The 23,557-nt window shown below is 64.1% G+C and carries 27 protein-coding genes; 17 read left to right on the forward strand and 10 right to left on the reverse strand.

The annotated features are described in order from the left end of the window. The first annotated feature begins 29 nt into the window (after positions 1-29). Positions 30-1,088, forward strand: a complete 1,059-nt coding sequence (locus MU553_RS03230; RefSeq protein WP_247375518.1) for an NAD(P)-dependent glycerol-1-phosphate dehydrogenase — start codon at positions 30-32, stop codon at positions 1,086-1,088. Here MU553_RS03230 and MU553_RS03235 read toward each other — a convergent pair. Together MU553_RS03235 and MU553_RS03240 are read right to left on the reverse strand one after the other, a co-directional pair. Beyond that, positions 1,081-1,560 carry a hypothetical protein gene (locus MU553_RS03235; protein WP_247375520.1) on the reverse strand — a complete coding sequence of 160 codons (480 nt, stop codon included), beginning with the start codon at positions 1,558-1,560 and terminating at the stop codon, positions 1,081-1,083. The genes MU553_RS03230 and MU553_RS03235 overlap by 8 nt on opposite strands. A gap of 162 nt (positions 1,561-1,722) precedes the next feature. Further along, positions 1,723-3,519 carry a S9 family peptidase gene (locus MU553_RS03240; protein ID WP_247375522.1) on the reverse strand — a complete coding sequence of 599 codons (1,797 nt, stop codon included), beginning with the start codon at positions 3,517-3,519 and terminating at the stop codon, positions 1,723-1,725. A 126-nt stretch (positions 3,520-3,645) separates the two neighbouring features. Here MU553_RS03240 and MU553_RS03245 point away from each other — a divergent pair, with 126 nt between their 5' ends. Next, positions 3,646-3,981 (forward strand): DUF5789 family protein, encoded by a 336-nt coding sequence (locus MU553_RS03245; RefSeq protein WP_247375523.1) that lies wholly within the window; start codon positions 3,646-3,648, stop codon positions 3,979-3,981. A 102-nt stretch (positions 3,982-4,083) separates the two neighbouring features. Next, positions 4,084-5,145 carry a glycosyltransferase gene (locus MU553_RS03250; RefSeq protein ID WP_247375525.1) on the forward strand — a complete coding sequence of 354 codons (1,062 nt, stop codon included), beginning with the start codon at positions 4,084-4,086 and terminating at the stop codon, positions 5,143-5,145. Between the two features lie 24 nt (positions 5,146-5,169). Here the strand turns inward: MU553_RS03250 and folP are convergent, their stop codons facing one another. The 3 genes from folP to MU553_RS03265 all read right to left on the reverse strand — a co-directional run bounded on the left by folP (position 5,170) and on the right by MU553_RS03265 (position 9,082). Further along, on the reverse strand, positions 5,170-7,617 hold the full coding sequence (gene folP, locus MU553_RS03255; protein ID WP_247375526.1) for a dihydropteroate synthase: 2,448 nt from the start codon (positions 7,615-7,617) through the stop codon (positions 5,170-5,172). A gap of 60 nt (positions 7,618-7,677) precedes the next feature. Beyond that, on the reverse strand, positions 7,678-8,334 hold the full coding sequence (locus tag MU553_RS03260; protein WP_247375528.1) for a helix-turn-helix domain-containing protein: 657 nt from the start codon (positions 8,332-8,334) through the stop codon (positions 7,678-7,680). 91 nt (positions 8,335-8,425) lie between these two features. Beyond that, positions 8,426-9,082 (reverse strand): helix-turn-helix domain-containing protein, encoded by a 657-nt coding sequence (locus MU553_RS03265; RefSeq protein ID WP_247375530.1) that lies wholly within the window; start codon positions 9,080-9,082, stop codon positions 8,426-8,428. 151 nt (positions 9,083-9,233) lie between these two features. Between MU553_RS03265 and MU553_RS03270 the strand changes: the two genes are divergently transcribed. The 6 genes from MU553_RS03270 to MU553_RS03295 all read left to right on the forward strand — a co-directional run bounded on the left by MU553_RS03270 (position 9,234) and on the right by MU553_RS03295 (position 12,798). After that, positions 9,234-10,274, forward strand: a complete 1,041-nt coding sequence (locus MU553_RS03270) for a ribonucleotide-diphosphate reductase subunit beta (protein ID WP_247375532.1) — start codon at positions 9,234-9,236, stop codon at positions 10,272-10,274. 2 nt (positions 10,275-10,276) lie between these two features. Further along, the gene (locus tag MU553_RS03275; RefSeq protein ID WP_247375534.1) at positions 10,277-10,537 is read left to right on the forward strand and encodes a hypothetical protein; all 261 of its coding nucleotides are present in this window, start codon (positions 10,277-10,279) and stop codon (positions 10,535-10,537) included. After that, entirely contained in the window at positions 10,534-10,884 is a 351-nt protein-coding gene (locus MU553_RS03280; protein ID WP_247375536.1) for a 2Fe-2S iron-sulfur cluster-binding protein, read from the forward strand. Before MU553_RS03275 ends, MU553_RS03280 begins: the two co-directional genes overlap by 4 nt. 271 nt (positions 10,885-11,155) lie before the next feature. Next, on the forward strand, positions 11,156-11,893 hold the full coding sequence (locus MU553_RS03285; protein ID WP_247375545.1) for an SCP2 sterol-binding domain-containing protein: 738 nt from the start codon (positions 11,156-11,158) through the stop codon (positions 11,891-11,893). Between the two features lie 114 nt (positions 11,894-12,007). Then, positions 12,008-12,175 carry a zinc ribbon domain-containing protein gene (locus MU553_RS03290; RefSeq protein WP_247375547.1) on the forward strand — a complete coding sequence of 56 codons (168 nt, stop codon included), beginning with the start codon at positions 12,008-12,010 and terminating at the stop codon, positions 12,173-12,175. Positions 12,176-12,354: 179 nt separating this feature from the next. Next, positions 12,355-12,798, forward strand: a complete 444-nt coding sequence (locus MU553_RS03295; protein WP_247375549.1) for an SPW repeat protein — start codon at positions 12,355-12,357, stop codon at positions 12,796-12,798. Between the two features lie 26 nt (positions 12,799-12,824). Here MU553_RS03295 and MU553_RS03300 read toward each other — a convergent pair whose 3' ends face one another. Then, on the reverse strand, positions 12,825-13,082 hold the full coding sequence (locus MU553_RS03300; RefSeq protein ID WP_247375551.1) for a hypothetical protein: 258 nt from the start codon (positions 13,080-13,082) through the stop codon (positions 12,825-12,827). A 304-nt stretch (positions 13,083-13,386) separates the two neighbouring features. On the opposite strand from MU553_RS03300, the gene MU553_RS03305 reads away from it, so the two are divergent. From MU553_RS03305 to MU553_RS03315, 3 genes are all read left to right on the forward strand, one after another. After that, the gene (locus MU553_RS03305) at positions 13,387-13,965 is read left to right on the forward strand and encodes an SCP2 sterol-binding domain-containing protein (protein ID WP_247375553.1); all 579 of its coding nucleotides are present in this window, start codon (positions 13,387-13,389) and stop codon (positions 13,963-13,965) included. Then, positions 13,952-15,157: an acyl-CoA dehydrogenase family protein gene (locus tag MU553_RS03310; protein WP_247375555.1), complete on the forward strand. Its 1,206-nt coding sequence runs from the start codon at positions 13,952-13,954 to the stop codon at positions 15,155-15,157. Before MU553_RS03305 ends, MU553_RS03310 begins: the two co-directional genes overlap by 14 nt. A 130-nt stretch (positions 15,158-15,287) precedes the next feature. Continuing rightward, complete coding sequence (locus tag MU553_RS03315; RefSeq protein WP_247375557.1) at positions 15,288-15,443, forward strand: DUF7557 family protein; 156 nt, start codon at positions 15,288-15,290, stop codon at positions 15,441-15,443. Here MU553_RS03315 and MU553_RS03320 read toward each other — a convergent pair whose 3' ends face one another. The 4 genes from MU553_RS03320 to purH form a co-directional block, all read right to left on the reverse strand. Next, positions 15,444-16,040, reverse strand: coding sequence for a hypothetical protein (locus tag MU553_RS03320; RefSeq protein ID WP_247375559.1), 597 nt, complete (start codon positions 16,038-16,040; stop codon positions 15,444-15,446). A gap of 65 nt (positions 16,041-16,105) precedes the next feature. Then, positions 16,106-16,636 carry a hypothetical protein gene (locus MU553_RS03325; protein WP_247375561.1) on the reverse strand — a complete coding sequence of 177 codons (531 nt, stop codon included), beginning with the start codon at positions 16,634-16,636 and terminating at the stop codon, positions 16,106-16,108. A 64-nt stretch (positions 16,637-16,700) separates the two neighbouring features. Continuing rightward, the gene (locus MU553_RS03330) at positions 16,701-16,925 is read right to left on the reverse strand and encodes a hypothetical protein (protein WP_247375563.1); all 225 of its coding nucleotides are present in this window, start codon (positions 16,923-16,925) and stop codon (positions 16,701-16,703) included. Positions 16,926-16,992: 67 nt separating this feature from the next. Continuing rightward, positions 16,993-18,606: a bifunctional phosphoribosylaminoimidazolecarboxamide formyltransferase/IMP cyclohydrolase gene (gene purH, locus MU553_RS03335; RefSeq protein WP_247375573.1), complete on the reverse strand. Its 1,614-nt coding sequence runs from the start codon at positions 18,604-18,606 to the stop codon at positions 16,993-16,995. A gap of 376 nt (positions 18,607-18,982) precedes the next feature. Between purH and MU553_RS03340 the strand changes: the two genes are divergently transcribed. From MU553_RS03340 to MU553_RS03360, 5 genes are all read left to right on the forward strand, one after another. After that, the gene (locus tag MU553_RS03340) at positions 18,983-19,177 is read left to right on the forward strand and encodes a hypothetical protein (protein ID WP_247375575.1); all 195 of its coding nucleotides are present in this window, start codon (positions 18,983-18,985) and stop codon (positions 19,175-19,177) included. 108 nt (positions 19,178-19,285) lie between these two features. Continuing rightward, positions 19,286-19,660: a helix-turn-helix domain-containing protein gene (locus MU553_RS03345; protein ID WP_247375576.1), complete on the forward strand. Its 375-nt coding sequence runs from the start codon at positions 19,286-19,288 to the stop codon at positions 19,658-19,660. 73 nt (positions 19,661-19,733) lie between these two features. Then, positions 19,734-21,125, forward strand: a complete 1,392-nt coding sequence (purB, locus tag MU553_RS03350) for an adenylosuccinate lyase (protein ID WP_247375584.1) — start codon at positions 19,734-19,736, stop codon at positions 21,123-21,125. A gap of 375 nt (positions 21,126-21,500) precedes the next feature. Further along, entirely contained in the window at positions 21,501-22,676 is a 1,176-nt protein-coding gene (locus MU553_RS03355; RefSeq protein WP_247375592.1) for a carboxylate--amine ligase, read from the forward strand. Between the two features lie 226 nt (positions 22,677-22,902). Continuing rightward, entirely contained in the window at positions 22,903-23,553 is a 651-nt protein-coding gene (locus MU553_RS03360; protein WP_247375595.1) for a helix-turn-helix domain-containing protein, read from the forward strand. Positions 23,554-23,557 lie beyond the last annotated feature (4 nt).

The following is a 23,557-nucleotide window of genomic DNA, read 5'->3' on the forward strand; positions in this document are numbered from 1 at the left end:
CCTTACTCCATCGCACGAGAGGGGTGATTATGTTCGAGAAGTCGACGTGGATTCGCCTGCCCCGGAACGTGGTGGTGGGGCACGGCGTGTTGGACGAGACCGTCGACGCGGTCGCGGAGTTGCACCTCACGGGGCGACCGCTCGTCGTCACGAGTCCGACGCCCCGGGAAGTCGCCGGCACTCGGGTCGTCGAGGGGTTCGCCGCCGAAGGGACCGATCCGGAAACCGTACTGGTCGAGGAGGCCAGTTTCGAGGCCGTCCAGCGCGTCATCCGGGAAGCGGACGCCGCAGAGGCCGGCTTTCTCGTCGGCGTCGGCGGCGGCAAGGTCATCGACATCACGAAGATGGCGGCCGACGAGCTGGGTCTGGGGTTCGTGTCGGTCCCGACGGCGGCGAGTCACGACGGCATCGTGAGCGGGCGCGGGTCGGTTCCTGACGGCAACACTCGACACAGCGTCGCCGCGGAGCCGCCGCTGGCAGTCGTCGCAGACACCGAGATTCTGGCCGACGCACCGTGGCGACTGACGACGGCCGGCTGTGCCGACATCATCAGCAACTACACCGCGGTCAAAGACTGGGAACTCGCGAAGCGACTGAAAAACGTCGAGTACTCCGAGTACGCCGGCGCACTGTCGCGGATGACCGCAGAGATGCTCGTCGAGAACTCCGACTCGATCAAGAAGAACCTGGAAGAATCGGCGTGGATCGTCGTGAAGGCACTGGTGTCGTCGGGCGTCGCGATGTCGATCGCGGGCTCGTCGCGGCCGGCCAGCGGCGCTGAGCACCTCTTCTCACACCAGCTCGACCGGCTCGTCCCCGGGACGGCGCTCCACGGTCACCAGGTCGGAGTCGGCTCGATCATGACCGAGTACCTCCACAGCGGTGCGAAGGGTGAGTGGCGCTCCGTGCGGAACGCGCTCGCCAGTATCGGTGCGCCGACGACGGCCGAAGAACTGGGTATCGAGGACGAAACGATCATCCAGGCGCTGACGACGGCGCACGAGATCCGAGACCGCTACACGATCCTGGGGGACGGCGTGAACGAACCGGCAGCGCGCGAGGTCGCACGGGCGACCGGCGTCATATAACGAGTTCGCTCTCCGGGGGGTCTGCTTGCCACTGGCCCTCGGGGCCTGGCGTGCCGGAGACGAGACGGCCGGACAGGAGCACGACGAGACGATACACCGGCTCTGCGTCCGGATCGCTCTTGCTGTGGACGCCAGCGATCGTCGCCTCCTCGATGGTCTCGATCCGGCACTCGACGCCCGCAGCCTGCCGAACGGCGCGTTTGGCCCGCTGTTCGAGGGAGTCCTCGGCACTGATGATCTCACCGGGTGCGACGAGCCCGTCACCGGTTTCGACCAGCAGCACGTCGCCGTCGTCGTTGTGGACGTGGACGTCTGCCCTGGCAACCCCCTGTTGAGCCTGCTCGACGACCTGCTCGTAGTACTCTCCGGAGACAGAGACCGTCGTCTGATTCACCGGAAACGATTCGTACGCTGATTCGAGGTCGCCTAGCAGTGCCTCGACGTGGTCTCGCGACCGCCCAGCAACACCCATGTTGCGTCCCAGGAACTGACCAGATAAAAAGGGATGAGACATTTTTGTCCTCTGCCCGAGGACACAACCCCTGGTTGAACGAACGACGGCGAGGACGTCGTATCGAGCGGTGAGTCGACCGAAACTCGGGAGGAAAAGCCGACAGTACAGCCGCGCCGCGATTCAGACGTGCTCGTCGAGGAAGTCCACGACGGCGGTGTAGGCGTCGATCTGGTTCTCGCGCTTGGAGATGCCGTGGCCTTCGTCCTCGAAGATCAGTTTCTCGACGGGAATGCCCTGTGCCTCGACCTCCTCGGCGATCTGTTCCGCTTCGCCGACCGGGACGCGCGGGTCGTTGGCGCCGTGAAGGACGAACAGCGGCGCCTCAATCTCGTCGGCGTGGGTGAGCGGGCTGATCGATTCGAGGAACTCACGGTCGTCCTCGAGCGAGCCGTACTCCGCTTCGCGGTGCTCGCGGCGCCAGGCACCGGTGTTCTCCAGGAAGGTGACGAAGTTGGCGATGCCGACCACGTCGACGCCGGCCGCCCAGAGATCGGGGTACTCCGTGAGCGCGGCGAGCACCATGAAGCCACCGTAGGAGCCACCCTTGGCGACGATGCGGTCGGGGTCGACGCGGGGGTGGTCGTGGAGCCAGTCCACGCCCGCTTTGAGGTCTTTCACGGAGTCCATCCGCTGTCGCACGTCGTCGAGGTGCGTGTAGGCCTTCCCGTAGCCCGTGGACCCGCGGACGTTCGGCTCGAAGACAGCGTAGCCGCGTGAGAGCAGGTACTGCGTGAGTCCCGAAAAGGAGGGTCGCCGCTGACTCTCCGGGCCGCCGTGGACGTCGACGATGACCGGCGTCTCTCCCGCGGGTGCGTCGGCCGGGAGGGTGAAGTACGCGGGAATCTCGCGGCCGTCGAAGGACTCGACGTGGACCAGTTCCGGGCCGCGGAACGAGGACGGGGGAATCCCCGCGGTCGAGGCGCGCGTCCACCGAGTCGTCTCGCCCGTCTCGAAGTCGACCACGTGAACGTTGGTGTTCGTGGTCCGACTGGACGCCGAGAGCGCGAACGTCTCGGCGTCGGGGTCGAAGCTCACGCCGCCGGCGGTCCCGTCGGGGAGGTCCGGTGTCGGCCTGGTCTCGTACTCGGTCGGGCCAGTGAGTTCGCCGATCGTCAGTTCCGTGTAGCCGTCGACGTTCCGGGAGTAGGCGAACCGACCCGTTTCGTCGTCCAGCGCGATGCCGTCGACGTTCCACTCGTCCCCCGATTCGACCGTCTCGATCTCGTGAGAGTCCAGATCGATGCGACCTAAATAGAGCGTGTCGGTGTCGCGATCGGTACAGCAGTAGACGGCATCGCCGTCCGGTCCCCACGAGGGGCTGTTGTATCGGACGTCCCCGTCGTGTGGCGTAATGTGCGTGCGCTCGCCGGACTTGACGTCGAGAACGTAGAGGTCCTTGTCGAAGCTGGAGTGATGTTCTGAAACGATGAGTCGATCGTCGTCAGGGCTCCAGCCGGCGACCGCGAGCCAGCCGTCACCCTCGTAGATCAGGTCGGCCTCGTCGCCGCACTCGTCGCGATCCTGCACGTACACGTCGAAGACGGACTCGTCGCGGCGGTTGGCGGCGAAGGCAAACTGCTCGCCGTCGTGGGACCAGCCGCCCCAGTAGTGGATCGCGTCGGGCACGTCGGTCAGCGGGTGGATGGTTCCGTCGTCGGCGTCGAGTCGGAACAGTTGTGTGAACTCGTCGCCGCCCTCGTCCATGCCAAAGGCGAGCTCTCGGCGCTCGGGCGACCACGAGCAGAACGTGACGCGTTCGTCGTCGAAGGTCCGTTGCTCGGGCCAGGCGCCCGGTTCGTCGAGCGTCCAGATCTGTGGCGTGCCGGTCGTGTCCATCAGGAACGCGAGCGTGCCCACCGGGCCGACGGATGCGCCGTAGGCGCTCCGAATGTTGAGGTAGCGCTCTAAGTCGTGCATGGCGGGCGGACGGCCGGCGGAACCATAGGCGTTGTGCGCACACCGCGATGGCGGAACGAAAGCTCGGCCCCGACGGCTTTCACTCGCAAGGAAAGTCGTTTTTCACCTGCCGAGCCGTGTGGAGGTATGTCCGGTCGTGAGACAGACCGCGAGGAAGGCGTGGACTTCACCGACATCGATCCGATCCTCTCGGAGCTCGCCTATCCGACGACGAAAGACGAGTTCGTCAGCGAGTACGGAGACCAGTCGATAGCGCGGACGAACGCCGATCCGATCTCGGTCCACGAACTGTTCGACGGGACCGGCGAGGACACCTTCGAGTCGCCGACGGAAATCAGACAGAGCGTGCTCAACCTCATGCCCAGAGAGTCAGTCGGCCGACAGCGATACTCCGATCGCGGCGGCGCGATTCCCGAAGAAGGCCCGGAACTCACCGAGGGGGCGAACAACGAGTCGCTGTAGCAACCGGCACGACGCGGCCGGTCATGGCGTGCCCGCGGAACCGAGAGGCCGCCGGGGGCAGAAGGGCAGGGATTTTTGAGCGACCCACTCGTCCGCAGGGGTATGCGGGTCGCTTTCGTGACAGAACGGACGGTTTTCGACGACGCGACCGACGGTCGCGAGCGACTCCAGCGGATCGCGAGCGGACTGGCCGCCCGCGGCCACGACGTGACGGTGTTTTGCACGCAGTGGTGGGCCGGCTACGACGAGTCCCGGGAATACGATGGCGTCACGTATCGCGCCGTCACGGTGTCGGAAGCGACCCCGTCGTTTCTCACGCGACTCCCCGTCCTGCTGGCGCAGTATCGCCCGGACGTCGTTCACGCGACGCCAGAACCGCCGAAACTGGTCGCCGCGGCGAACCTGGGCGGCACGCTGGCGCGTGCGCCGCTCGTGGTGGAGTGGTTCGGCGACGAGGACGTCGATGAGTCCCGCTGGACGCGGTACGCGGCGCGCAAACCGGCGACGGTCATCACGCCGTCGGAACTCGTCCGCACCGTCGTCCGCGAACTCGGTGCGACCACGGACACCACGCAGGTCGTCCCCGAGAGCATCGACGCCTCGCTCGTGGAAACCACCGAGCCGAACCAGGACGCCGACATCGTGTACGCGCGCGAACTCGACGCGGACGCGAACGTCGAGACGTTACTGCTCGGGCTCGCAGAACTCAGACAGCGAGACTGGTCTGCGACGATCATCGGTGACGGCCCGAAGCGAGAGGAGTTCGAAGAACAGGCGGCCGACTTGCGCGTCGACGATAGAGTTTCCTTCGTGGGCGATATCTCACGGGAGGAGCGCGTGGCCACCTACAAGGGTGCACACACGTTCGTCCAGACCGCGTACCGCGAGAACTTCGCGACGGAACTGCTCTGGGCGCTCGCCTGTGGCTGCGTCGGCATCGTCGAGTACCAGGCCGAATCCAGCGCCCACGAACTGATCGAGCAGTACCCCCGGAGTTTCCGCGTCAGCGACGACGAAGGGATCACCGAAGCCATCGAAGACGCCACGAAATACGAGCGGCTGGACATGGATTCTGACGTCGCCGTCGCGTACGATCACAACGAGGTACTCGAACGGTACCTCGACATCTATCAGGACCTCCGCGAGGAACACGGGGTCTTCTAATCGTTCCTTCGAAGAAATAATCCCTCAGTCTTCGGCGTGCGTCGGCGGATCGTCGGCGGCGGCTACTGTCCGGACGGCGGCGACGTTCGCGTCCACGTCGTGAACGCGGACGATGTCGGCACCGCGCTCGGCCGCCAGCGTCGTGGCCGCGACCGTCGCGTGCAGTCGCTCGTCGGGCGCGCGATCGATGAGATCGAACATCGATTTGTGCGAGTGACCGACCAGAACCGGGCAGCCGAACGCCTGGAACTCGCCGATCCGTCCCAGCATCTCGAAGTTTTCGGCTTTGGACTTCCCGAATCCCAGCCCTGGATCGACGATGATCTGCTCGCGGTCGAGGCCGGCCTTCTCGGCGAGCAACACTCGTTCGGTGAGGTCGTCGACGACGTCTTCGACCACGTCGTCGTACTCGACGTCGGTGTCCGGGTCGACCGGCGTCTCGATGCTGTGCATGACGACGACGGGGACGTCGTACTCGGCAGCGACGAGTCGCATCTCGGGGTCCTCCAGCCCCGACACGTCGTTCAGGACGTCCGCGCCAGCGTCCAGTGCGGCGGCGGCGACCGCGGCCCGTCGCGTGTCAACCGAGATCATCGCGTCGAGCTCGCTGATCCGTTCGACGACCGGAACGACGCGGTCGCGTTCTTCGTCGACGGGGACCGGGTCGGCACCGGGCCGCGTCGACTCGCCGCCGACGTCGATGATGTCGACGCCCGCATCGACCATCTCTTCGGCACGCGCGACAGCGTCCTCGACGGCGTCGAACTCCCCGCCGTCGTGGAAGCTATCTGGCGTGACGTTGAGGATGCCCATCACGGCGGTGCCGTCCTCCCAGGGGTAGCCCCGCTGGTCGCGACCGTGGCCTTCGATGCCGAGCGCGGCGCGCAGTTCGTCGGCGAACGGGGAGAGGCCGTACGGCTGGCCGTCGAGTTTGCCGGCCAGTCGCTTGTACTGGGCGAGCGTCCCCATCAGGACCACGTCGAGGTTCTCCTGGTCCTGGTCGTTCAGGCCCGAGATGGCGCACTCGCCACCGAGCGAGAGCATCTCTTCTTTGAGGTACTGGGCCTGTCGAGGTTGCACCCGCGTCTTGAGCACGCGGTGAACGGCCTTCCCGCGCATCCGCCACGCGCCAGCTTCAGTGACGTGTGCGCCCTCGATCGTCGCTCGCGCTTCGGGGACGGTGTCGACGCGTTTCGGGATCTCGGTGCGCGTCCAGCGAGTCCGCGCCTCGGTGACGCAGTACAGCGATCCAGTCACGAGGACGCAGTCGTCCGGTGAGGCGGCGTCGAGCGCCATCTCGAAGGCGCCCGCGACGTCGCTCCGGGTCTCGACAGTCGCGTCCGGATAAGTGGACTCGAACGCACGGGCGACCACCGACTCTTCCTCGGCTCGGTCGAGGTCGGGCTCGCAGGCGATCACGTGCGCCGGGTCCGGCAGCGCCGCGGCGATCCCCCGGTGATCCTTGTCGCTCATCGCCCCGGCGACGACGTGAAGATCGTCGTACTCGAACGACGAGAGCGTCTTCGCGAGTTCGGCGGCGCCGCCCGGATTGTGTGCGCCGTCGAGCACGACCAGCGGGTCCTGGCCCATCACCTCGAACCGCCCGGGCCAGTGAGCGTTACGCAGTCCGCGTTCCAGATCGGCCCGAGACACGTCGGTCACCTGGCGTGCGAGTGCCGCCGCGATCCCGGCGTTCCGTGCCTGATGATCACCGAGCAGCGGGAGTTTCGTGTCCACGCTCCACCCGTTACCTTCGAGCGAAATATCAGATTCCAGTCCGTCGATGCCGCCGTATTCGACCTGCACGTCGCAGTCCCCAGTGTCGGCGACGGTAACGAGATCGCCAGCGACCGACCGAATCGCCGTCAGCGCCTCGTCGGTCGCACCGGTGACCAGCGGTGCGTCGGCCGGCGCGACGTGTGCTTTGTCGGTGGCGATCTCTTCGATCGTGTCGCCGAGCAGTGCCGTGTGTTCGAGCGTGACGGTGGTGACGGCGCTGGCCACCGGATCGACGACGCTCGTCGCGTCGTGTTTGCCGCCGATGCCGACCTCGAGGATCGCCACGTCGACGTCTGCACGCCGGAACGCCCAGAGGGCGAGGCCGGTGATCGTCTCGAAGAACGTCGGGGCGCCGCCGTCTGCGGCACAGTCCGTCACGTAGCCCCGGACCGCGTCGACGTACTCGACGAGCGCGCGTTCGGTGAGTTTCCGACCGTTGATCCGAACCCGCTCGCGAACGTCGTCGAGGTGCGGCGAGGTGTAGAGCCCGACGTCGAGGCCGGCTTCTCGGAGGACACGCTCTGTCATCCGCGCGGTGCTTCCCTTCCCGTTCGAGCCGGCGACCTGCACACACCGGTAGTCCTCGTGTGGGTCACCGAGATGCGCGAGGAGGTCCCGCGTGGCCGCGGTTCCAGGTCGCGGCGGATACCGACGAAGGTCGAACAGGAAGTTCGCCGCGTCGTGGAACTCCATACCCCGTCATCCGTGGCGGCGCGCTTTAGAGTGTCGAACTGGGCAGCAGCAACCAGTGGCTCACGACGGCCCGACTTCGGAGATGATGCGCGATTCGATCTTGCGGAGGTGTTCGCCGACGGTACTGGTCGAACAGTCCATGTTCTCTGCGATGTCTTCGTTCGTCGCCTGGCGGGGAATCTCGTAGTAGCCCTTCTCGGTGGCGACTTCGAGCACCTCCTGCTGACGGTCCGTCAACAGCGTCGTGATGTCGACCATGTCGACGCCCTCGCTGTCGGCCTCTTCGAGCTGAATGTCGATGCTCCCCGGCCTGTTCATCGCTGCCTTCCGTATCTTGTCCGGGTCGCCGGCGACGCTCATGTGGAGTCCGCCGTCCTCGTCGATCTTCAGCGGGGGATTGATAATGAGATCGTAGTTGTTCTTGAGCATGATGAGCGCCGTCACCATCGTGTCCGGCGTGAGGTGAACGTGCGCCCGAAGCCCGTCGTCTTCGATCTCGAAGACGTCGTAGGAGAGCGCGCTCTCTTCGGCGTCCAACAGTGCTTCGAGTTCGGCCGCGTCTCCAGTGATGTGATACAGCAGGACAGTCGTCCCATCGGACATCATATCAAAGTACTGAACGCCATGCCGAGTGAGCGCAGGACTCTCGATAATGGCTTCGTCGATGGGGTTATACGTGCCGTCCTCCGTCCGGACGACGATGTCGAACTCCCGCATGTCCTTCGATTCTCAATGAAAGAACAAAAACCGTTCGCCAGTATACTGAGGGACAACGACACCCGAGAGCACCGGGCAGCACGGTACGGTTCTACGGAATCAGTTCTGACAGCACTCGTGCCTCGATCTTCCGGAGGTGTTCACCGACCGTCCCCGCCGAGCAGTCCAGGTGGGCAGCGAGGTCCTCGTGGGTGGCCTGTCGCGGAATCGAGTAGTACCCCATCTCGACGGCCGTCTGGAGCACCTCCTGTTGCCTGTCGGTGAGCATGGTTACGAGACTGTCCCGCTGGGGCTCGTACTCACCGATGAGTTCCAGATACGCGTCCACGGTGTCCGGAATGTCGATGGCGGCCCGTCTGACCAGTTCCTGTGGCCCGGCAGCCGTCAATCGCAGCGCGCCCTCGTCGGTGTACTCCAGGGGCGGATCGATGTACAGTTTGTGTCGGTCGACGATCTGGAGCAGTTCCGTCGCCGGGTTGTCGGGTTCGAAATGAACGTGCGCGTGAAAGCCCGACTCCTCGCTGTCGAACACGTCGTACGAGAGCACCGACTCGTGTTCTTCGTATATCCCCTCCAGTGCTGCCGACTCCCCCTGCATGAGAAACAGCGCCACGCCCGTCCCGTCGTTGAGGAGGTTCAGGTGGAGGATCGCCTCCCGCTCGATCGCTGCGTGCTGGGCCGTCAGCGTATCGAGTTCGTGGAACCCCTCTTGCTCCTTCGGCGTCAGGAGCAACTGGAAATAGCGCATACTACTGTCTCCATTCGAACAGACCTAAATATTCGTTATGAATCGGGAAACAAAGGACAACAGCTGCCCGCTCGCGGCCACGGGGTATTAAAATTCCCTCACATGCAGGGAGCTATTTGTAATGGGAAGCACGTTGTAACAATGTTCAGGCATGGACGCCAGTGAGAGCACTGCCGAACTAGGGGCGGGGCGAATCGACAGGGAGAGTACGTACTACGAGTTGTACCAGAAGTCCGTCGAGTTGGGGACCTGGGACGCCGAGAAACTCGTCCAGAAGGTCGGATTCGAGGAGGACCGCGAAGTCTGGGAGTCGCTGGAAGACGACGAGAAAGAGCAGTGGGCGCGGATCATCTCTTATTTCATCGACGGGGAACACGCGGTCGCACAGGACGCCCGCCGCATCATGGCGACGGTGTCCTCGCCGTGGTTCGACCGGTCCATCGAGAAAGAGATGTTCGCCTCGGCGCTCGCGCTGGAGGAAGCCAAGCACACGCAGTTTTTCGACCTGTACCTCTCGAACGTGATGGTCGACAAGTTCCCGCAGTACGAGCTCGACACGCGTCGCGGAGGCATCCAGATCCCGCGGACGGAGGCCTGCGGTGCCGGGAAGATGTTCGAACGACAGGGAACGCTCCAGGCCCAGGCCGCCCACGGCGGCGATCCCGTCGACATCGCCCGCGCGGCGACGAACTATCACATCGGCGTCGAAGGCATCCTCGCCCGCGGCGGCTACTTCGCGAAGAACCGCATGATGCAGGAGACTCCGCTGCCGCTGTTGAACAAGGGCTTTCAGTTCATCAGCACGGACGAGGGGCGGCACATCACATTCGGACTGGAGTTGCTTCAGGAACTGATCGAGAAAGAGCGCGAGGGGATTCCGGAGTACCAGGGCGTCCAGAACGCCATCTGGGAGCAGTCCGTCGAGGACATCGGCTACATCACCGACACGGGGTATTTCATCACCGGCGACGTGGGCGATCCGCTCGACGTGGACTTCGACGACCTCGTCAACCGCGGTGCGCGACTGGCCGGCGACATGCTGTTCGACACGCTCGACCTGGACAACGCGGAGCCGCGCGATTACATGCAGGCGGCCGCGGACGCCATGGAGGAGGCGCGAGACAGCGACTACGGCGCAGTGATCGAGAAGTACGACCACATCTACGAGAAAAAACAGGCGGCAGGTGACTGACCATGACGAAACTCACAGAGATCGACGGCGCGGACTTCACTGCATCGGACGAGGAGATCGAAGCGGCCGTCGAGGAGACAGCCCAGGAACTCGGGATGGACCCGGAAACCGTCTCAGAGGAGGTCGCCTACATCCTCGATTCGGGGTCCGGCAGGGTGAACAACGAGGGCGTCGCGGGCGCGGCCGTCGGATCGAACGCCGACACGGCCGACGATCCGCGACTCGAAGCACTGGACGTGTTCAAACTCCGCCAGGAACTATGAGCGGTGCAACGTTCGACGACGGAACCGGCGAAGACGCCGAACACGAGGTGGAACTCGTCCACGACGGCGAGACGGTCTCGCTGTCCGTCTCAGGCGACGAGTACATCCTCGACGCCGCAGAGGACGCAGGGTTCGACCTCCCGTACTCCTGCCGCCAGGGGCAGTGTACGTCCTGCGTCGGCAAGGTCCTGGAGGGCGCGGTCGACCAGAGCGAAGGCACCGCACTCGATCCGATGCAGCAAGACGACGGCTACGCGCTGCTCTGTGTCTCCTATCCGACGTCTGACTGCCGAATCGAGACCGAGGCGCAAGGCGACATGTTCGGCGGTGATCTGGACGTCTTCTGACCGAACCACCGCTTGAGCAGCGCGCCATCCAGCACTTTCTCACGTAGGAAACGACAACGGCCGCCGAGATCGTGGCCGAATACGCCGGCGCCTCAAGAAGGAGACCGGAATAACACGGATACTTATAAAATACACATATAAACACCCTCAGATCACAGGGATAATTTCTTAACCGAGTGGGAGAAATTATGTTCGTACACCCGTTGCGACGCGAACGTGTGGCTGGGGGGACTCGACACCGTCGCGCGTGCCACAACGGGGGAGATTTACCATGAGTGCACAACAGGAAGAGGAAACGTACGAACTCGAAGAGTACTGGCCGACGACCGCCTGGCTCGACGTCTACCAGGAGGACCTGACCGCGAGCGAGGAGCTCTCCGAGAAGATGTCCGGGTGGGGACAGGGATTCAACGGCGACTTCGTCTTCGAGATCAACAACCTGCCCATCGAAGAGAACACGGTCGGTGACCTGCCCGAGGAAGTCTGGTCGGCACTGGACACTGGAATCCGCCAACTGCCCGATTCAGTCCTCGATACCGTGCTCGAGGACGCCCCTGAAGAGGTCCAGAACGGCATCGAAGAGCGCGAGGGACCGCTGGCAGAACGTGCAGCCAACGAACTCCTCGAGACGCGCATCGAGAACGCGCCCGACAAAGTGTGGCCGGGTCTGCGCCGCGTCATGCCCGAGATTCTCGATGGGTTGCTCGAGGAACTCGAAGAGAACGTCACCGACGAGGGCCACGTCTACGCCTGGATCGGCCTCGAAGACGGTGACTGCACCGGGACGGACACGCTGATGGAACTCGACGAGCGGGACAAGGGCTTCGTCCTCACCGGCGAGTACGAGCAGTGGGTCCGTCTGGTCACGGGCGAACTGGACGTCGTCGAGGGGATCATGTCCGGCGAACTCGAACTCGACGGCGACATGCAGAAGATCCTACAGTACTCCGACGCCGCTCTGCTGATGACCGACATCGCCTCCGAGACGGACAAGCGATTCCTCTTCTAACCGGGAAGCGGCCGTTTCCCGGACTGGTCGCTGTCTGACCCAACCGTCGCGTCCGCGCAGCGGCGGCCCGGAGACGGTCAATCTTTATCCAGGGTCGCGACGTTCTTTCCACCGATGGGGTTTTTCAATAATCTCGGGCGGAAGGTCGAGGAGTTCAAACGGGACGTGGACAGCGCGAAGGCGGACGAAGCCACACACCAGTGCACGGCGTGTGACCACCTGTACTTCGCCGCACGCGAGGAGTGCGACGAATGCGGCAGGGACGCCGTCGTCGAACGGTAGGGCTGCTGGTGTCTCGGCCTGCGTCGGATGATGGCGGACTGACTCCGCGGCTTGGTCGGCCGGACGCCGCGTTAGTGCACGCAGACGCAGGGTGGTGTGACGGTGAGCAGCGCGCCAGTCGGATCGGCCTTGCAAGTGGAGGCAGTGACCACTTCGGACCCACGAACGTACTGCCGCACATGGCAGGAGAAACCAGAGAACACGAGGTAGACACCGAGTACAACCCGAATCCGTCCGAGAGCGGCAAGTGGCTGTCGGCGGTCATCGCCCTGCTCGGGGCCTGGCTGATCGTCGAGGCGTTCCTGTTCGACCTCGTCGCGTCACAGTTCTGGAACGACATCATCGTCGGCGCGCTCCTGTTGATCGTCGGCGGATACAACTACTCCCGGCGGGCGAGCGAGCGAGTGGGCAGCATGTCCGCAGCAGTGCTCGCGGCGTTAGTCGGGCTGTGGCTCATCGCAGCACCGTTCATCTTCGGTGCCGATTTCGGACTCACCGAGACGGCGAACCCGCTCGGGTTCTGGAACGACATCGTCGTCGGCCTGATCGCGTTCGTCCTCGGCGCCTACAGCGCCTACGAGGTGCGCGACCAGCGTGAGGAAGTCCGCGAAGTCGCCGGCTGACACCGCCTGCCACGGTCCACCGACGTTTATTTTCCGAACCACCGCTCGCCGAGTTGCCGTCGCCGGTACGTGGCGAGTTGGTACCTGGTAAGCTGGGCAGAAAAGAGCACCATCAGCACGACGAACGCGCCGATAAGGGCGAGCGATCCCTGATGCACGTACCCGTTGACCAACTGCAAGAGCGCGAACACGGGAAGGCCGAACGTAAAGATGCCAGTCCTGACCGGGAAATCCCGGGCCATCTGGAAGAACGCTGTCGTGTCGTCGGGTAACTCGTCGTCCATGGTTGTCCTCGGAAGGATGCTCGCTTCCTCCTTCGATGAAGCGCGTATAGGCGCTTCGAAACCGACTGGACGGGGGTCTGTCCCACACCCAGAAATCATGGCCAGTCTTCCCGGTCGGTCAGCGGTCGCTACTGAAACCGCCAGACAGACACGAAATCAACCGGTGCCCTCCTTTTCTACGGGGTCTCGATGTTGTATATAAAACCACCTCACATCCGACGGAGTACGCTCAGGGCCGTTCCCGTACAACGAACTGGTAGCCATCGGCCACCAGCGGGGTGGCTCGGTGGGGAATGGGACAACGATGACGGACGAACTCGTAAACCGGATCGACGCATCGCTCGAGAAGGACGAAGCCCAGTTGAAGGAGGACCTTCCCGGACTGCTCGACGAGATCGCAGGCCAGGAACGCAGCTTGATCGCCGACAACCCGGAGGTGTTCTCGCGCGTCGTCGGCCGGATGGAGGCGATCGACATCGAGAGCTTCTACGCCGACGAACCCGAGGCGGCCGACCAGTTCCAGGACCTCCTGTGGACCGGTGTGAACCTCCTCGTCGAGAACGAACCCAGCATCCAGGAACAGATCACGACCGACATCGTGGCGAACTTCGAGGCCGACGACTGCCCGATGGCGGGCCACCTGCAGGTCGACGCCAGCGAGGAGACGGTCACCGGAGGCGCCGGGCTGGCAGACGACCCGGACCTGGTCCTGACGGGTCCCGCCGACACGCTGACGGCGCTCATCACCGGCGGCACCGACCCCATTCAGGGGTTCATGACCCAGGAGTACGAACTCGACGGGTCCGTCCAGAAGGGCACGCAACTGGCGTCCGTAATGGGAGAAATCACTGACTCGGTCCCGAACCAGCATGCAGCTGACTGAGTCCCAGACGGCGTTCCGGGACGAGCTGCGCAGCTATCTCGAACGCGAGGTCGAGCCGGTCGTCGACGAGGCTGACCAGGAGCCGTTCACGCGCGAGGAGATGGTGACGTACGTCAAGGACCTCCGGGAACTCGGCGTCGGCTTCGACCCCGAGACCGCCCAGCAGTTCTTCGGCGACCTGCGCCGCTTCGCCATCGTCTCCGAGGAGATCAGCTACGTCTGGCCCAGTCTCAACGTCGGCCTCCTGATGAGCTTCCCGGCCGTGTTCGTCGAGTACGCCGCCGAGGTGACTCAGGAGAACCAGCTCTCGAAACTCCAGACCGGCGAGTGCATCGGCTCGCTCGCGGTCACCGAACCCGAGGGCGGCTCCGACACCGCCCGCCCGCGGACGACCGCCCGGAGAGAGGGCGACGAGTACGTGCTGGAAGGCCAGAAGACCTGGGTCGGCAACGCACCCATCGCCGACGTCTCGCTGGTCGTCGCCGAAGACGAGGAGAGCGGCGCCCAGGACATGTTCCTGGTCGACCGCGCGTACTCCGACTACGAGGCCGAGACCCTCGACAAGCTCGGCTGGAAAGCGGTCAACAACGGCCGGATGTACTTAGACGGCGTGCGCGTGCCCGCAGAGAACAAGCTCTCGGCGATCATCGGGTCGGCGCTCCGCGACGGCAATCACCTGACCGACGTGGTGCCGTTCCCCGAATCCGTCGCCGAGTTGTTCTTCGAGCAGAAGGCGCTCAACGCGACGTTCTCGTTCATGCGCACCGGGATGGCGTACATGTCGGTCGGCATCATGCAGGCCGCCTTCGACGAGACCGTCGACTACGTCACCGAGCGCTCGACGTTCGGCAAACCCATCGCCGAACACCAGCTCGTCCAGGAGAAACTGTACGACATCCGCGTGAATCTCGAAACGTCACGACAGCTCTCGCGCCGCGCGCTCGAAGCGCTCGAACGCGGGTCCGAAGACGCTCGCCTCGTGTCCTCGATGGCGAAGGGGTACACCGCCGAGAAAGCCGTCGAAGCGACCTCCGACGCGATCCAGATCCACGGCGGCGAAGGGCTCAAGACCGAGAACCGCCTGGAGCGGTACTTCCGAGACGCGCGCGTAATGCCCATCCCCGACGGCACCACAGAGATCCAGAAGCTCATCGTCGGCAAGGAACTCACCGGCCACTCGGCGTACAAGTGACCCCGACTTCCCAACACCACAGCGAACTCACTCTCGTCGTTCGTCACCGTCGTCGTCACAGCACCCAGCAGAAAGAGACACGATCTGTTTCGCCCAGTCGCTTTTGCCTGTGGGAATCCAATCCCTGCGCATGAGTCCCACCATCGAGGTGAGCGAGGAGTTCCTCGAAGAGGTCGATCGCCACCTCTCGGAGGACGAATCGCGCGAAACGTTCCTCAGAGAGCTCGTCCACCACTACGAGTCGGAAGGGACCAGCCTCTGGGAGGGGTACGGCGGCCCGCCGTAGCTACGACCTGACGACGTCACCGTCGAGCCGGTCGACGAACAGCTTCATCCCGACGAGCGCAACCATTCCGACGAGCGGTGCGATCCGGGGATACTCCGCCGTCGTCGCCCGCGCGCGGGACAACCGGCTCGGTTCCTCCGTCGAGGCCGCGCCGGCTCCGGACGCGTCAGTGTCGGTATCGCGTTCGACGGTGGCGTCCAGTTCCGTCTCGGTCTCGACGGTCACCTCGTCGGCTTCGATCGTCGCCGCGTCCACGTCGATCGCTTGCTCCGGTTCAGTCTCTGTTTCCTGCGCTTCGTCCGCATCGTCACTGCTCCGGCGGTCGACGAGTACCCGTCCGAGAGCGCCCAGCGCGGCCACTCCGAGCCCCGCGAAGGTGAGCAGCGTCGTCGCCTTGCGGAGTTTCTCACCCGTCGAGGACTCCGTCTCGTCCCCATCAGCGGTCGGTTCGGACCCGGTGTCCGGCGTCCCGACCTGCTCGTCCGGCGGAACGTCGGGCGTCGTCTCCGGTGGTGCGTCCTGTCGCCCCCCGAGACGGCCGGGCAGGCGATCGCGGAGTGCGGCCGGGAAACGGCTCGTGAGTGTCGAGAGACCCATGCGCAACGATATGCCAGTCGCACTCATATCTCTTGGCCACGCACACCCAGATCACCGCGGCCGACTCACGACCGGTCGTACTCGTACGAACCGCGGTCGCGTTCGCGGGAGGCCTGCGTCTCGTCGAGTCGTCCCTGCTCGATGCGTCGTTCGAGTTCCCGCTCGAACTCGGGCTCGCTGATTCGGCCGGCGGCGTAGTCGTCTTTGAGGCGCTCCACGTCCCGTTCGGCCCGCTCGCGGTCGGTCGGCGTCACCTTCTCCGCGAGGTGCAGACGTCGCGCCCACTCGTTCTGGCGTTCGAGCAGTCGCGCGACGGACGCGACCGTCTCGTTGCGCACGAGACGGCTGTCGGTGTCGACCGCGCCGGTCGCGATCCGGTACAGCCCCCAGGCGACCGCCGCCAGTCCTGCGACGCCGGCGACGACCAGGGCCAGCACGTACGGGATCGCGGTCGACAAGAGCCCCACGAGCGTCGCGTCCGGACTCACGAGGGCGCCGAGCACGTCGAACACGCCGACCAGCGCGACGATCGCGAACGCGAGGGTCGATAGAACGACGCCGAGAATCGGCCCCTTGAGCTCTCCGAGCAGTCCCATCGGTCACTGATACGTCTGTCCGATACTTGAGACTGCGGTTCAACGGTCGAACTCGTCCGACGACCTACACGAGTTCCACCAGCACGAACAGCGCTTCCGTGGCGACCAGCAACAGGACGCCGACGACTAGCAGGGCTGCCGGCACCACGAGCAGGCCGGCGTCGGTGAACAACCAGAGACCGAGACCGGCCAGCACGAGCAGGAAGCCGACGGCGCGAAGCACCCAGGAGACGACGCCGTCGAGCCCGAACTGTTCGGCGACTTCGAGCACTTCGAGCGCTTCGTCCATGGCTACCAGTTAATTGCACGTCCTGTCTGAAAAACGTAATGACGCCGCCGGAGCGGCGGTGCGGCGCTCAGTCGTGGCGGAACGAGCGACTGCCCGTGAACATCATGGCCATGTCGTGTTCGTTCGCGGCCTCGATGACGTCCTCGTCGTTGACCGAGCCGCCGGGCTGGATGACCGCCTCGATGCCGGCCTCGGCAGCGGCCTCGATGCCGTCCGGGAACGGGAAGAACGCGTCGGACGCCATGACCGCGCCCTCGGCGGACTTGCCCTCGGCGTCTTTCTCCGCTTTCATCTTCGCGATCTCGACGGCGTCGACGCGGGAGACCTGCCCGGCGCCCACGCCCACCGTTTCAGTTCCTTTCGCGAACAGGATCGCGTTGGACTTGACGTGCTTGATGGTCTGCCAGGCGAACTGCATCGCCTCGAGCTGTTCGTCCGTCGGCTCGCGCTCGGTGACGACTTCCAGGTCCTCCGTGGTCGGGGCCTGGTCGTCGCGTTCCTGGACGAGCGTTCCGCCGACGAGGTCCTTCTCGGTCATCGGTTCGGTGGGCTCGAAGGAGCCGTCCACGTCCAGCACGCGGAGATTCTCCTTCTCGAACAGCGTGTCGAGGGCGTCGTCGGTGTAGCCCGGCGCGACGACGACCTCCTTGAACGAGTCGACGATCTGCTCGGCGGTGGCCTGGTCGCACTCGCGGTTCAGCGCGACGATGCCACCGAACGCGCTCTTGGCGTCGGTCGAGAGCGCGCGCTCGTAGGCCTCGGCCAGGGAGTCGGCCGTCGCACAGCCCGCCGGGTTGGTGTGTTTGATGACGGCTGCGGCCGGCTCGTCGAACTCCTTGATGAGATTGAGCGCACCGTTCGCGTCGTTGTAGTTGTTGTACGACAGCGCCTTCGCGCCCTCGTTCAGCTGGTCGGCGTGGACGACGCTGGCTTCGTCACAGGTCACGTCCGCGTACAGTGCGGCGTCCTGGTGTGGGTTCTCCCCGTAGCGCAGGTCGGCGTGGCGGTCCTCGCTCGTGATGCGACGCTGCGGGAGGTCGCCGCCCTCGTCGCCCTCGACGGAAACGTCGTTGTTCTCCCAGTCGACGTCGACGCGGCCCTCCGCGAACCAGCGAACGGCTCGCGGGTAGGCCTTCATTTCGCCCTGGTACAGCACGCGGTCCTGGAGGTCCTCCGTGGTGTCGCCCTCGTACACCGGGATCGGCTCCTGCGTGACGACGGGGCCGCCGTCGACCTCGTCCTCGATGAGCGAGCCGTCGTCGTCGACGGCGTTCGTGACTGCGTGGACGGTACACCCCACTACGTCGACGCCGTACTCCAGGGCGTCGCCCCAGGCGTCCATCCCGGGGAACGACGGGAGCAGCGACGGGTGGACGTTCAGCGTCGTCGGCATCGGGTCGAGGAACGTCTCCGAGAGGACGCGCATGTACCCGTCGAGACAGACGAGATCGAAGTCGTACGCGTCGAGCGCGTCGACGACGCGCTGTTCGTGGTCGCGGCGACTCTCGTCGTCGCCCTGGACGACGGTTTCGGTGGGAATCCCCCGCTTCTCGGCTTTCTCGACGACCGGGGCGTCCTCCGAGTTCGTGAGGACGACGGCGAGTTCGGCCCCGCCGGGTGCCAGGTCGTGAACGTTCATGAGATTGCGACCGCGGTTACTGGCCAGTCCCGCTACCTTCATACCCGGAGGGGAGCGTGCCGGGCGCAAATGCGTTGCGAATCGCCTAGGAATGCAGTACCCACGCGACGACCACGACAGCGCAGCAGCTCTCGAAACAACGTCGCGTCAAAAGCGGTGTGGGGAGAGGGACGGGTGTGAGAGGGAAAGTGCTCGATTGGGGGTGTGTGGTCGCCCCGACGGGAATTCGTGGTTGCTTCCTTATCATTGTTTCCATTTATGCTGGCAGTCTTAACAGCGTTGTGCGAGAGTGGCAGATCGCAAGCCCTGTAATGCACTCTCGCAGACATACGTGGGGCGAAACCGATGCGTTTCGCCAGGGAGAGTCCCCTGCAGGTGCAGGCCGTCTGTTATTCACCCGTGGCGTCCAACACCGAGCGTGGTTCATCTCAATCAGAACACGCTCACGGACGTCGGAATCGTCTCGACAATCGTCGACGCGGCGATGGAGTTCGCACGCGGACGACCGAAAAGCGGGGCGATGCTGCTCGGTGCTGCAGCACTCTCGAGCCGCGTTCCGGGCCTCGGCGTCGCCGTCTCGGCACTGCTGCGCGTGTACCGGCGCCTCCGATAGGACGCCCGCCACAGAACATGAAACGGGTCGCTCGGGGCGACGCGCAGGCGTCGCCCGTCTCGACGACGAAAGAGTGGTCTCTTCCTTGTGGAGGATAGATCTAAACCAATGCATCGTGACGACGATCCCCCACAGTCAGACGAGACGGATCTCGGAGCGTTGTTTCTCGCGCTCTCGCACGTGCATCGTCGGCGCGTCCTCCAGTGCCTGTGGGAACACGGAACCGAGCTCACGCTGGCCGACGTCGCCGAGGAGGTGACTGCCCAGCAGACCGAGACGTCCATTCAGAACATCGAACCCGAGACCGTGACGCGGACCTACCTCTCGCTGTATCACCAACACATCCCGCAGTTAGAGGAGGCAGACCTCGTCTCGTACGATCAGGAGAACGATCTCGTCATCGCGACGAGCGAGCGCGAGACCGTCAGATCCGCGGTCGACACCTTCCTCGACCCGACGGCGACGCACTCACCCGACGGCTGAGAGGGTCGCGCGAGCGAACCAACGCGTCCGGCCCTTCGATACTCTTTTTCGCCTCCTGTGCCCATCGAGACGTATGACTGATCGGAGTTCGCTCGACGCAGTCTCGCCACTGGACGGGCGCTACGCCCGGTACACGGAACCACTCGTTCCCTACGCCAGCGAGCGGGCGCTCATGCGCGCACGCACGCAGGTCGAAGTCGAGTACCTCATCGCGCTCGCCGACCTCGACGCCACGCCGCTACAGATCGACGACGCCCAGCGCGACCACCTCCGGGGGCTCTACGAGTCGTTCGACGTCGAAGACGCCGAGATCGTCAAACAGCTCGAAACTCAGGGCTGGAAGGACTACTCGGCGACCAACCACGACGTCAAGGCCATCGAGTACTTCGTCCGCGAGCACCTCCCCGACGGACTTGACGCGAGCCAGTGGATTCACTTCGGCCTCACCAGCGAGGACGTCAACAACCTCGCCTACCGGCTGCTCGTCAAGCCCGCGGCCGCGGAAGTCGTCGTCCCCGAACTCCGGGACCTGCGCGACACGCTCACCGAGATGGCACAGGCACACCGGGACCTCCCGATGCTCGCCCGCACGCACGGCCAGCCGGCGACCCCCACGACCTTCGGGAAGGAACTGGCCGTCTACGCTGCGCGTCTGGGCCGGGCCCTCGGTCGGGTGCAGGACGCCATCGACGGCATCGAAGGCAAACTCGCCGGTGCGAGCGGTACCTACGCCGCTCACCACGCCGCCTATCCCGACGTGGACTGGCAAGCGTTCGCCGCCGAGTTCGTCGACCGTCTCGGCCTCGAACACGCCTCAGTCACGACGCAGGTCAATCCCTGTGACGACCTGGCGGAGCTGTTCGACGCGCTCCGCGGGGCGAACAACGTCCTGCTCGACCTGGACCTGGACATGTGGCTGTACGTCTCCGACCGCTACCTCGGCCAGGAGACCGTCGAGGGCGAGACCGGCTCCTCGACGATGCCCCACAAGGTCAACCCCATCGACTTCGAGAACAGCGAAGGGAACCTCTCGAAGGCCAACTCCGATCTCGTCTTCCTCGGCGACTACGTGACGACGTCCCGTCTCCAGCGCGACCTCTCGGACTCGACGGTCAAGCGCAATATCGGCGCAGCCCTCTCGCACTGTCTCATCGGCTACCAGAAGTGCCAGAAGGGCCTCGGGAAGGTCGTCCCCAACGAGCACGTCATGCGCGACGAACTGGAGGACACGCCCGAGATCATCGGCGAGGCGGTCCAGACCATCCTCCGACGGGAGGGGCACGACGACGCCTACGAGCGGGTGAAGGCGCTGACGCGCGGCCAGCGCGTCACCATCGAGGACTTCCGCGATCTGTTCGACGACCTCGACGTGCGCGAGGACGTGCGCGAGGAACTCCACGCGTTGACGCCAGCCGGATACGTCGGCGTGGCGAGCGACCTCGTCGACGAGTCGACCGAGGAGTGACAACCAGTCGTGCCGCAAGTATAATCTGAAGAGGGCGTTTCCCTGTGCACGAATCACTTCTCATCTCATCTGCGACATAGAGGGCACATAGGCAGCAGATACCATCACGGCAATAGTGGGGCCGTCACGCAGAATCAGCGCGTCGAAGCGGGGCCACTCCTGATCTAGAGGGACCGAAGAATACGTTCCCCATTATCCGAGATTCGGGTCGGGTCAAACGACTGGTGTAAGAACTGATTTTGGCACTACAGGAGCAGCTGCGGCCGAACACGTGGACAAGTATGCAAACCACGCTACGAGACGTATTTTTTCAACGAACCCTGGATAAGCTGTAATTACCAAAGAGAGAGCGAGTCTATCGAAGGGCGAATAAACATGGAGAAAGCTTCGATAGTAGTTCCGGCGGCGTCGGCGGCGAGTTCGGTTGCGTTTCATCGCTCGCTCGGTCGCCGCGGCATACGAACGATCGCCGTCTCGGAGACCGAGACTGCCCCCTCGTTCCGATCTCGCTACTGTGATGAAACCGTATTGGTGAGCGATCCCAAGGAAGACATCACCGGCTACAAAGAGGCGCTGTTAGCCCTCGCAATGCGTCCCGACGTCGAGACGATTGTGCCACTCCGGGAAGAGGACATCTACGTGCTCTCGAAATACCGGCAAGAGTTTGCAGAGCACATTGCGACTCCTTGGCCGTCGTTCGAGACGTTACGGACTGTCCACGACCGAGAGAAGTTGTTCGATGCAGCTCGAAAGGCCAGCGTCCCCGTCCCAGAAACGAACACGCTCGACGATGTCGACGACTGGGGACGACGGCTCGTTGTCAAGTCCCGATACGCACTCTTGACGGGCGATTACCTCTCGGATAGCGCGGCCGAAGGGATCATCGAACCGAGAAGTGCGACGTTTCTCAAACCGGACGAGCGACCGGATAAGGAGCGGCTCCGATCTGAATTCAAACACAACCCCCACGTTCAGCAGTTCGTGGATGGAACCGAGTTTTCGCTCGGTGTGTTGTACGACGACGGCGAACCGGTCGTCGAAACCCAGAAACGGATCATCCGCGGAAAGAAATACTACTGCGGCCCAAGTGTCTATCACGAATCAGTAGATATCCGCGAACTCGAAGAGCTCGGACGCCGATTACTCACACAGCTCGATTGGCACGGCCCTGCCGATATCGATATCATCCGGGACGACAATTCTGGAGAGTACAAACTTCTGGAGATCAATCCCCGTTTCTGGGCCACCATCCAAATGGAGATTCACGCAGGCTTTGATTTTCCCCTCTATTATTGGCGGATGACACAGAACGACTCACGACAGTCGATTCCATCGCCAGAGCCCGGGATTGCGTCGCACTATTTACCGGGCGAACTGTCGTATATCCAGAGTGTGCTGACGGAGGACCACCCGTTGTGTGACCCTCCCTCGGTGTCATCTTCGGGATGGGAAATAACCAGGTCAATTATCGGGGATCACCGCTTCGATCTTCTGGATTTGGACGACCCTCTGCCGTTCGTCTCGCGCGTCGCCGACGAAGTGCGTGGGTGAGAACAGTTTGTCCGGTTTCTGACGCGAGTTATCGAACGTGGCACGACCGAGACGAGCGCTGAGCAGTGTCGTGGCACGGCCATGGCTGTCGCGAGTGCGTAGAAGCACACTTCAGCCACGTTTTGTCTGGGGAGGTTCCGCATCCAGCGCTGGCGAGTCAGGAAACCTGTCGCGGCAAACTGGGTGGCCCCAACATCTAAGCAGTTTGAAATTCATTTGTGAGTACATGCGATACGTGGAGGGGCAACTGACGCCGGACCGGGGGTGGTTCCATCCGATCGAACGGCGGATCCAGCAGGCACCGGGCATCGAGAACGAGCGCATCCTCCAGATGCAACTGCTCGACGACGGGACGGTGACGACGATGTACGAACTCAGCGGCGACCGCGAAGTCATCGAGTTCGCCGCCGAACACATGCCGGAGCTCATCACGTACCAGATCTCGCCGATGCAGGACCGCATCATCACCTACGCCCACGTCGAGGCAAACGAGATGCTGCAGGGACTGCTCGAGATTCCCCAGAAGTTCGAGGTCGTCCCGGACTTCCCAATCGAGTTCGTCGGCGACGGGAGCATCCGCCTGACGACCGTCGGCGACGAAGCGCAGATTCGCGAGGCGATGGCTGCCGTCCCGGACGGGATCACGGTCGAACTCGAGAAACTCGGCGACTACGCGCCCGAGAACGAGCGACTGCTGACGCGACTCACCGACCGCCAGCGCGAGGTCGCCCAGATCGCCGTCGAGATGGGGTACTACGACACGCCGCGGAAGGTCACGTACGACGACATCGCCGACGAAGTGAACGTCGCACCCGGCACCGTCGGCGAAATCCTCCGGAAGGTCGAATCGCGGCTCCTGAACGCGCTGCTGGGCTGACGAA

The sequence above is a fragment of the Halorientalis brevis genome (genome assembly GCF_023077655.1).

Bases quoted from the DNA above. Each gene is read 5' to 3' on its own strand.
- MU553_RS03230 (WP_247375518.1), top strand. From the start codon at position 30: ATGTTCGAGAAGTCGACGTGGATTCGCCTGCCCCGGAACGTGGTGGTG.
- MU553_RS03235 (WP_247375520.1), bottom strand. From the start codon at position 1,560: ATGGGTGTTGCTGGGCGGTCGCGAGACCACGTCGAGGCACTGCTAGGC.
- MU553_RS03240 (WP_247375522.1), bottom strand. From the start codon at position 3,519: ATGCACGACTTAGAGCGCTACCTCAACATTCGGAGCGCCTACGGCGCA.
- MU553_RS03245 (WP_247375523.1), top strand. From the start codon at position 3,646: ATGTCCGGTCGTGAGACAGACCGCGAGGAAGGCGTGGACTTCACCGAC.
- MU553_RS03250 (WP_247375525.1), top strand. From the start codon at position 4,084: ATGCGGGTCGCTTTCGTGACAGAACGGACGGTTTTCGACGACGCGACC.
- folP (WP_247375526.1), bottom strand. From the start codon at position 7,617: ATGGAGTTCCACGACGCGGCGAACTTCCTGTTCGACCTTCGTCGGTAT.
- MU553_RS03260 (WP_247375528.1), bottom strand. From the start codon at position 8,334: ATGCGGGAGTTCGACATCGTCGTCCGGACGGAGGACGGCACGTATAAC.
- MU553_RS03265 (WP_247375530.1), bottom strand. From the start codon at position 9,082: ATGCGCTATTTCCAGTTGCTCCTGACGCCGAAGGAGCAAGAGGGGTTC.
- MU553_RS03270 (WP_247375532.1), top strand. From the start codon at position 9,234: ATGGACGCCAGTGAGAGCACTGCCGAACTAGGGGCGGGGCGAATCGAC.
- MU553_RS03275 (WP_247375534.1), top strand. From the start codon at position 10,277: ATGACGAAACTCACAGAGATCGACGGCGCGGACTTCACTGCATCGGAC.
- MU553_RS03280 (WP_247375536.1), top strand. From the start codon at position 10,534: ATGAGCGGTGCAACGTTCGACGACGGAACCGGCGAAGACGCCGAACAC.
- MU553_RS03285 (WP_247375545.1), top strand. From the start codon at position 11,156: ATGAGTGCACAACAGGAAGAGGAAACGTACGAACTCGAAGAGTACTGG.
- MU553_RS03290 (WP_247375547.1), top strand. From the start codon at position 12,008: ATGGGGTTTTTCAATAATCTCGGGCGGAAGGTCGAGGAGTTCAAACGG.
- MU553_RS03295 (WP_247375549.1), top strand. From the start codon at position 12,355: ATGGCAGGAGAAACCAGAGAACACGAGGTAGACACCGAGTACAACCCG.
- MU553_RS03300 (WP_247375551.1), bottom strand. From the start codon at position 13,082: ATGGACGACGAGTTACCCGACGACACGACAGCGTTCTTCCAGATGGCC.
- MU553_RS03305 (WP_247375553.1), top strand. From the start codon at position 13,387: ATGACGGACGAACTCGTAAACCGGATCGACGCATCGCTCGAGAAGGAC.
- MU553_RS03310 (WP_247375555.1), top strand. From the start codon at position 13,952: ATGCAGCTGACTGAGTCCCAGACGGCGTTCCGGGACGAGCTGCGCAGC.
- MU553_RS03315 (WP_247375557.1), top strand. From the start codon at position 15,288: ATGAGTCCCACCATCGAGGTGAGCGAGGAGTTCCTCGAAGAGGTCGAT.
- MU553_RS03320 (WP_247375559.1), bottom strand. From the start codon at position 16,040: ATGGGTCTCTCGACACTCACGAGCCGTTTCCCGGCCGCACTCCGCGAT.
- MU553_RS03325 (WP_247375561.1), bottom strand. From the start codon at position 16,636: ATGGGACTGCTCGGAGAGCTCAAGGGGCCGATTCTCGGCGTCGTTCTA.
- MU553_RS03330 (WP_247375563.1), bottom strand. From the start codon at position 16,925: ATGGACGAAGCGCTCGAAGTGCTCGAAGTCGCCGAACAGTTCGGGCTC.
- purH (WP_247375573.1), bottom strand. From the start codon at position 18,606: ATGAAGGTAGCGGGACTGGCCAGTAACCGCGGTCGCAATCTCATGAAC.
- MU553_RS03345 (WP_247375576.1), top strand. From the start codon at position 19,286: ATGCATCGTGACGACGATCCCCCACAGTCAGACGAGACGGATCTCGGA.
- purB (WP_247375584.1), top strand. From the start codon at position 19,734: ATGACTGATCGGAGTTCGCTCGACGCAGTCTCGCCACTGGACGGGCGC.
- MU553_RS03355 (WP_247375592.1), top strand. From the start codon at position 21,501: ATGGAGAAAGCTTCGATAGTAGTTCCGGCGGCGTCGGCGGCGAGTTCG.
- MU553_RS03360 (WP_247375595.1), top strand. From the start codon at position 22,903: ATGCGATACGTGGAGGGGCAACTGACGCCGGACCGGGGGTGGTTCCAT.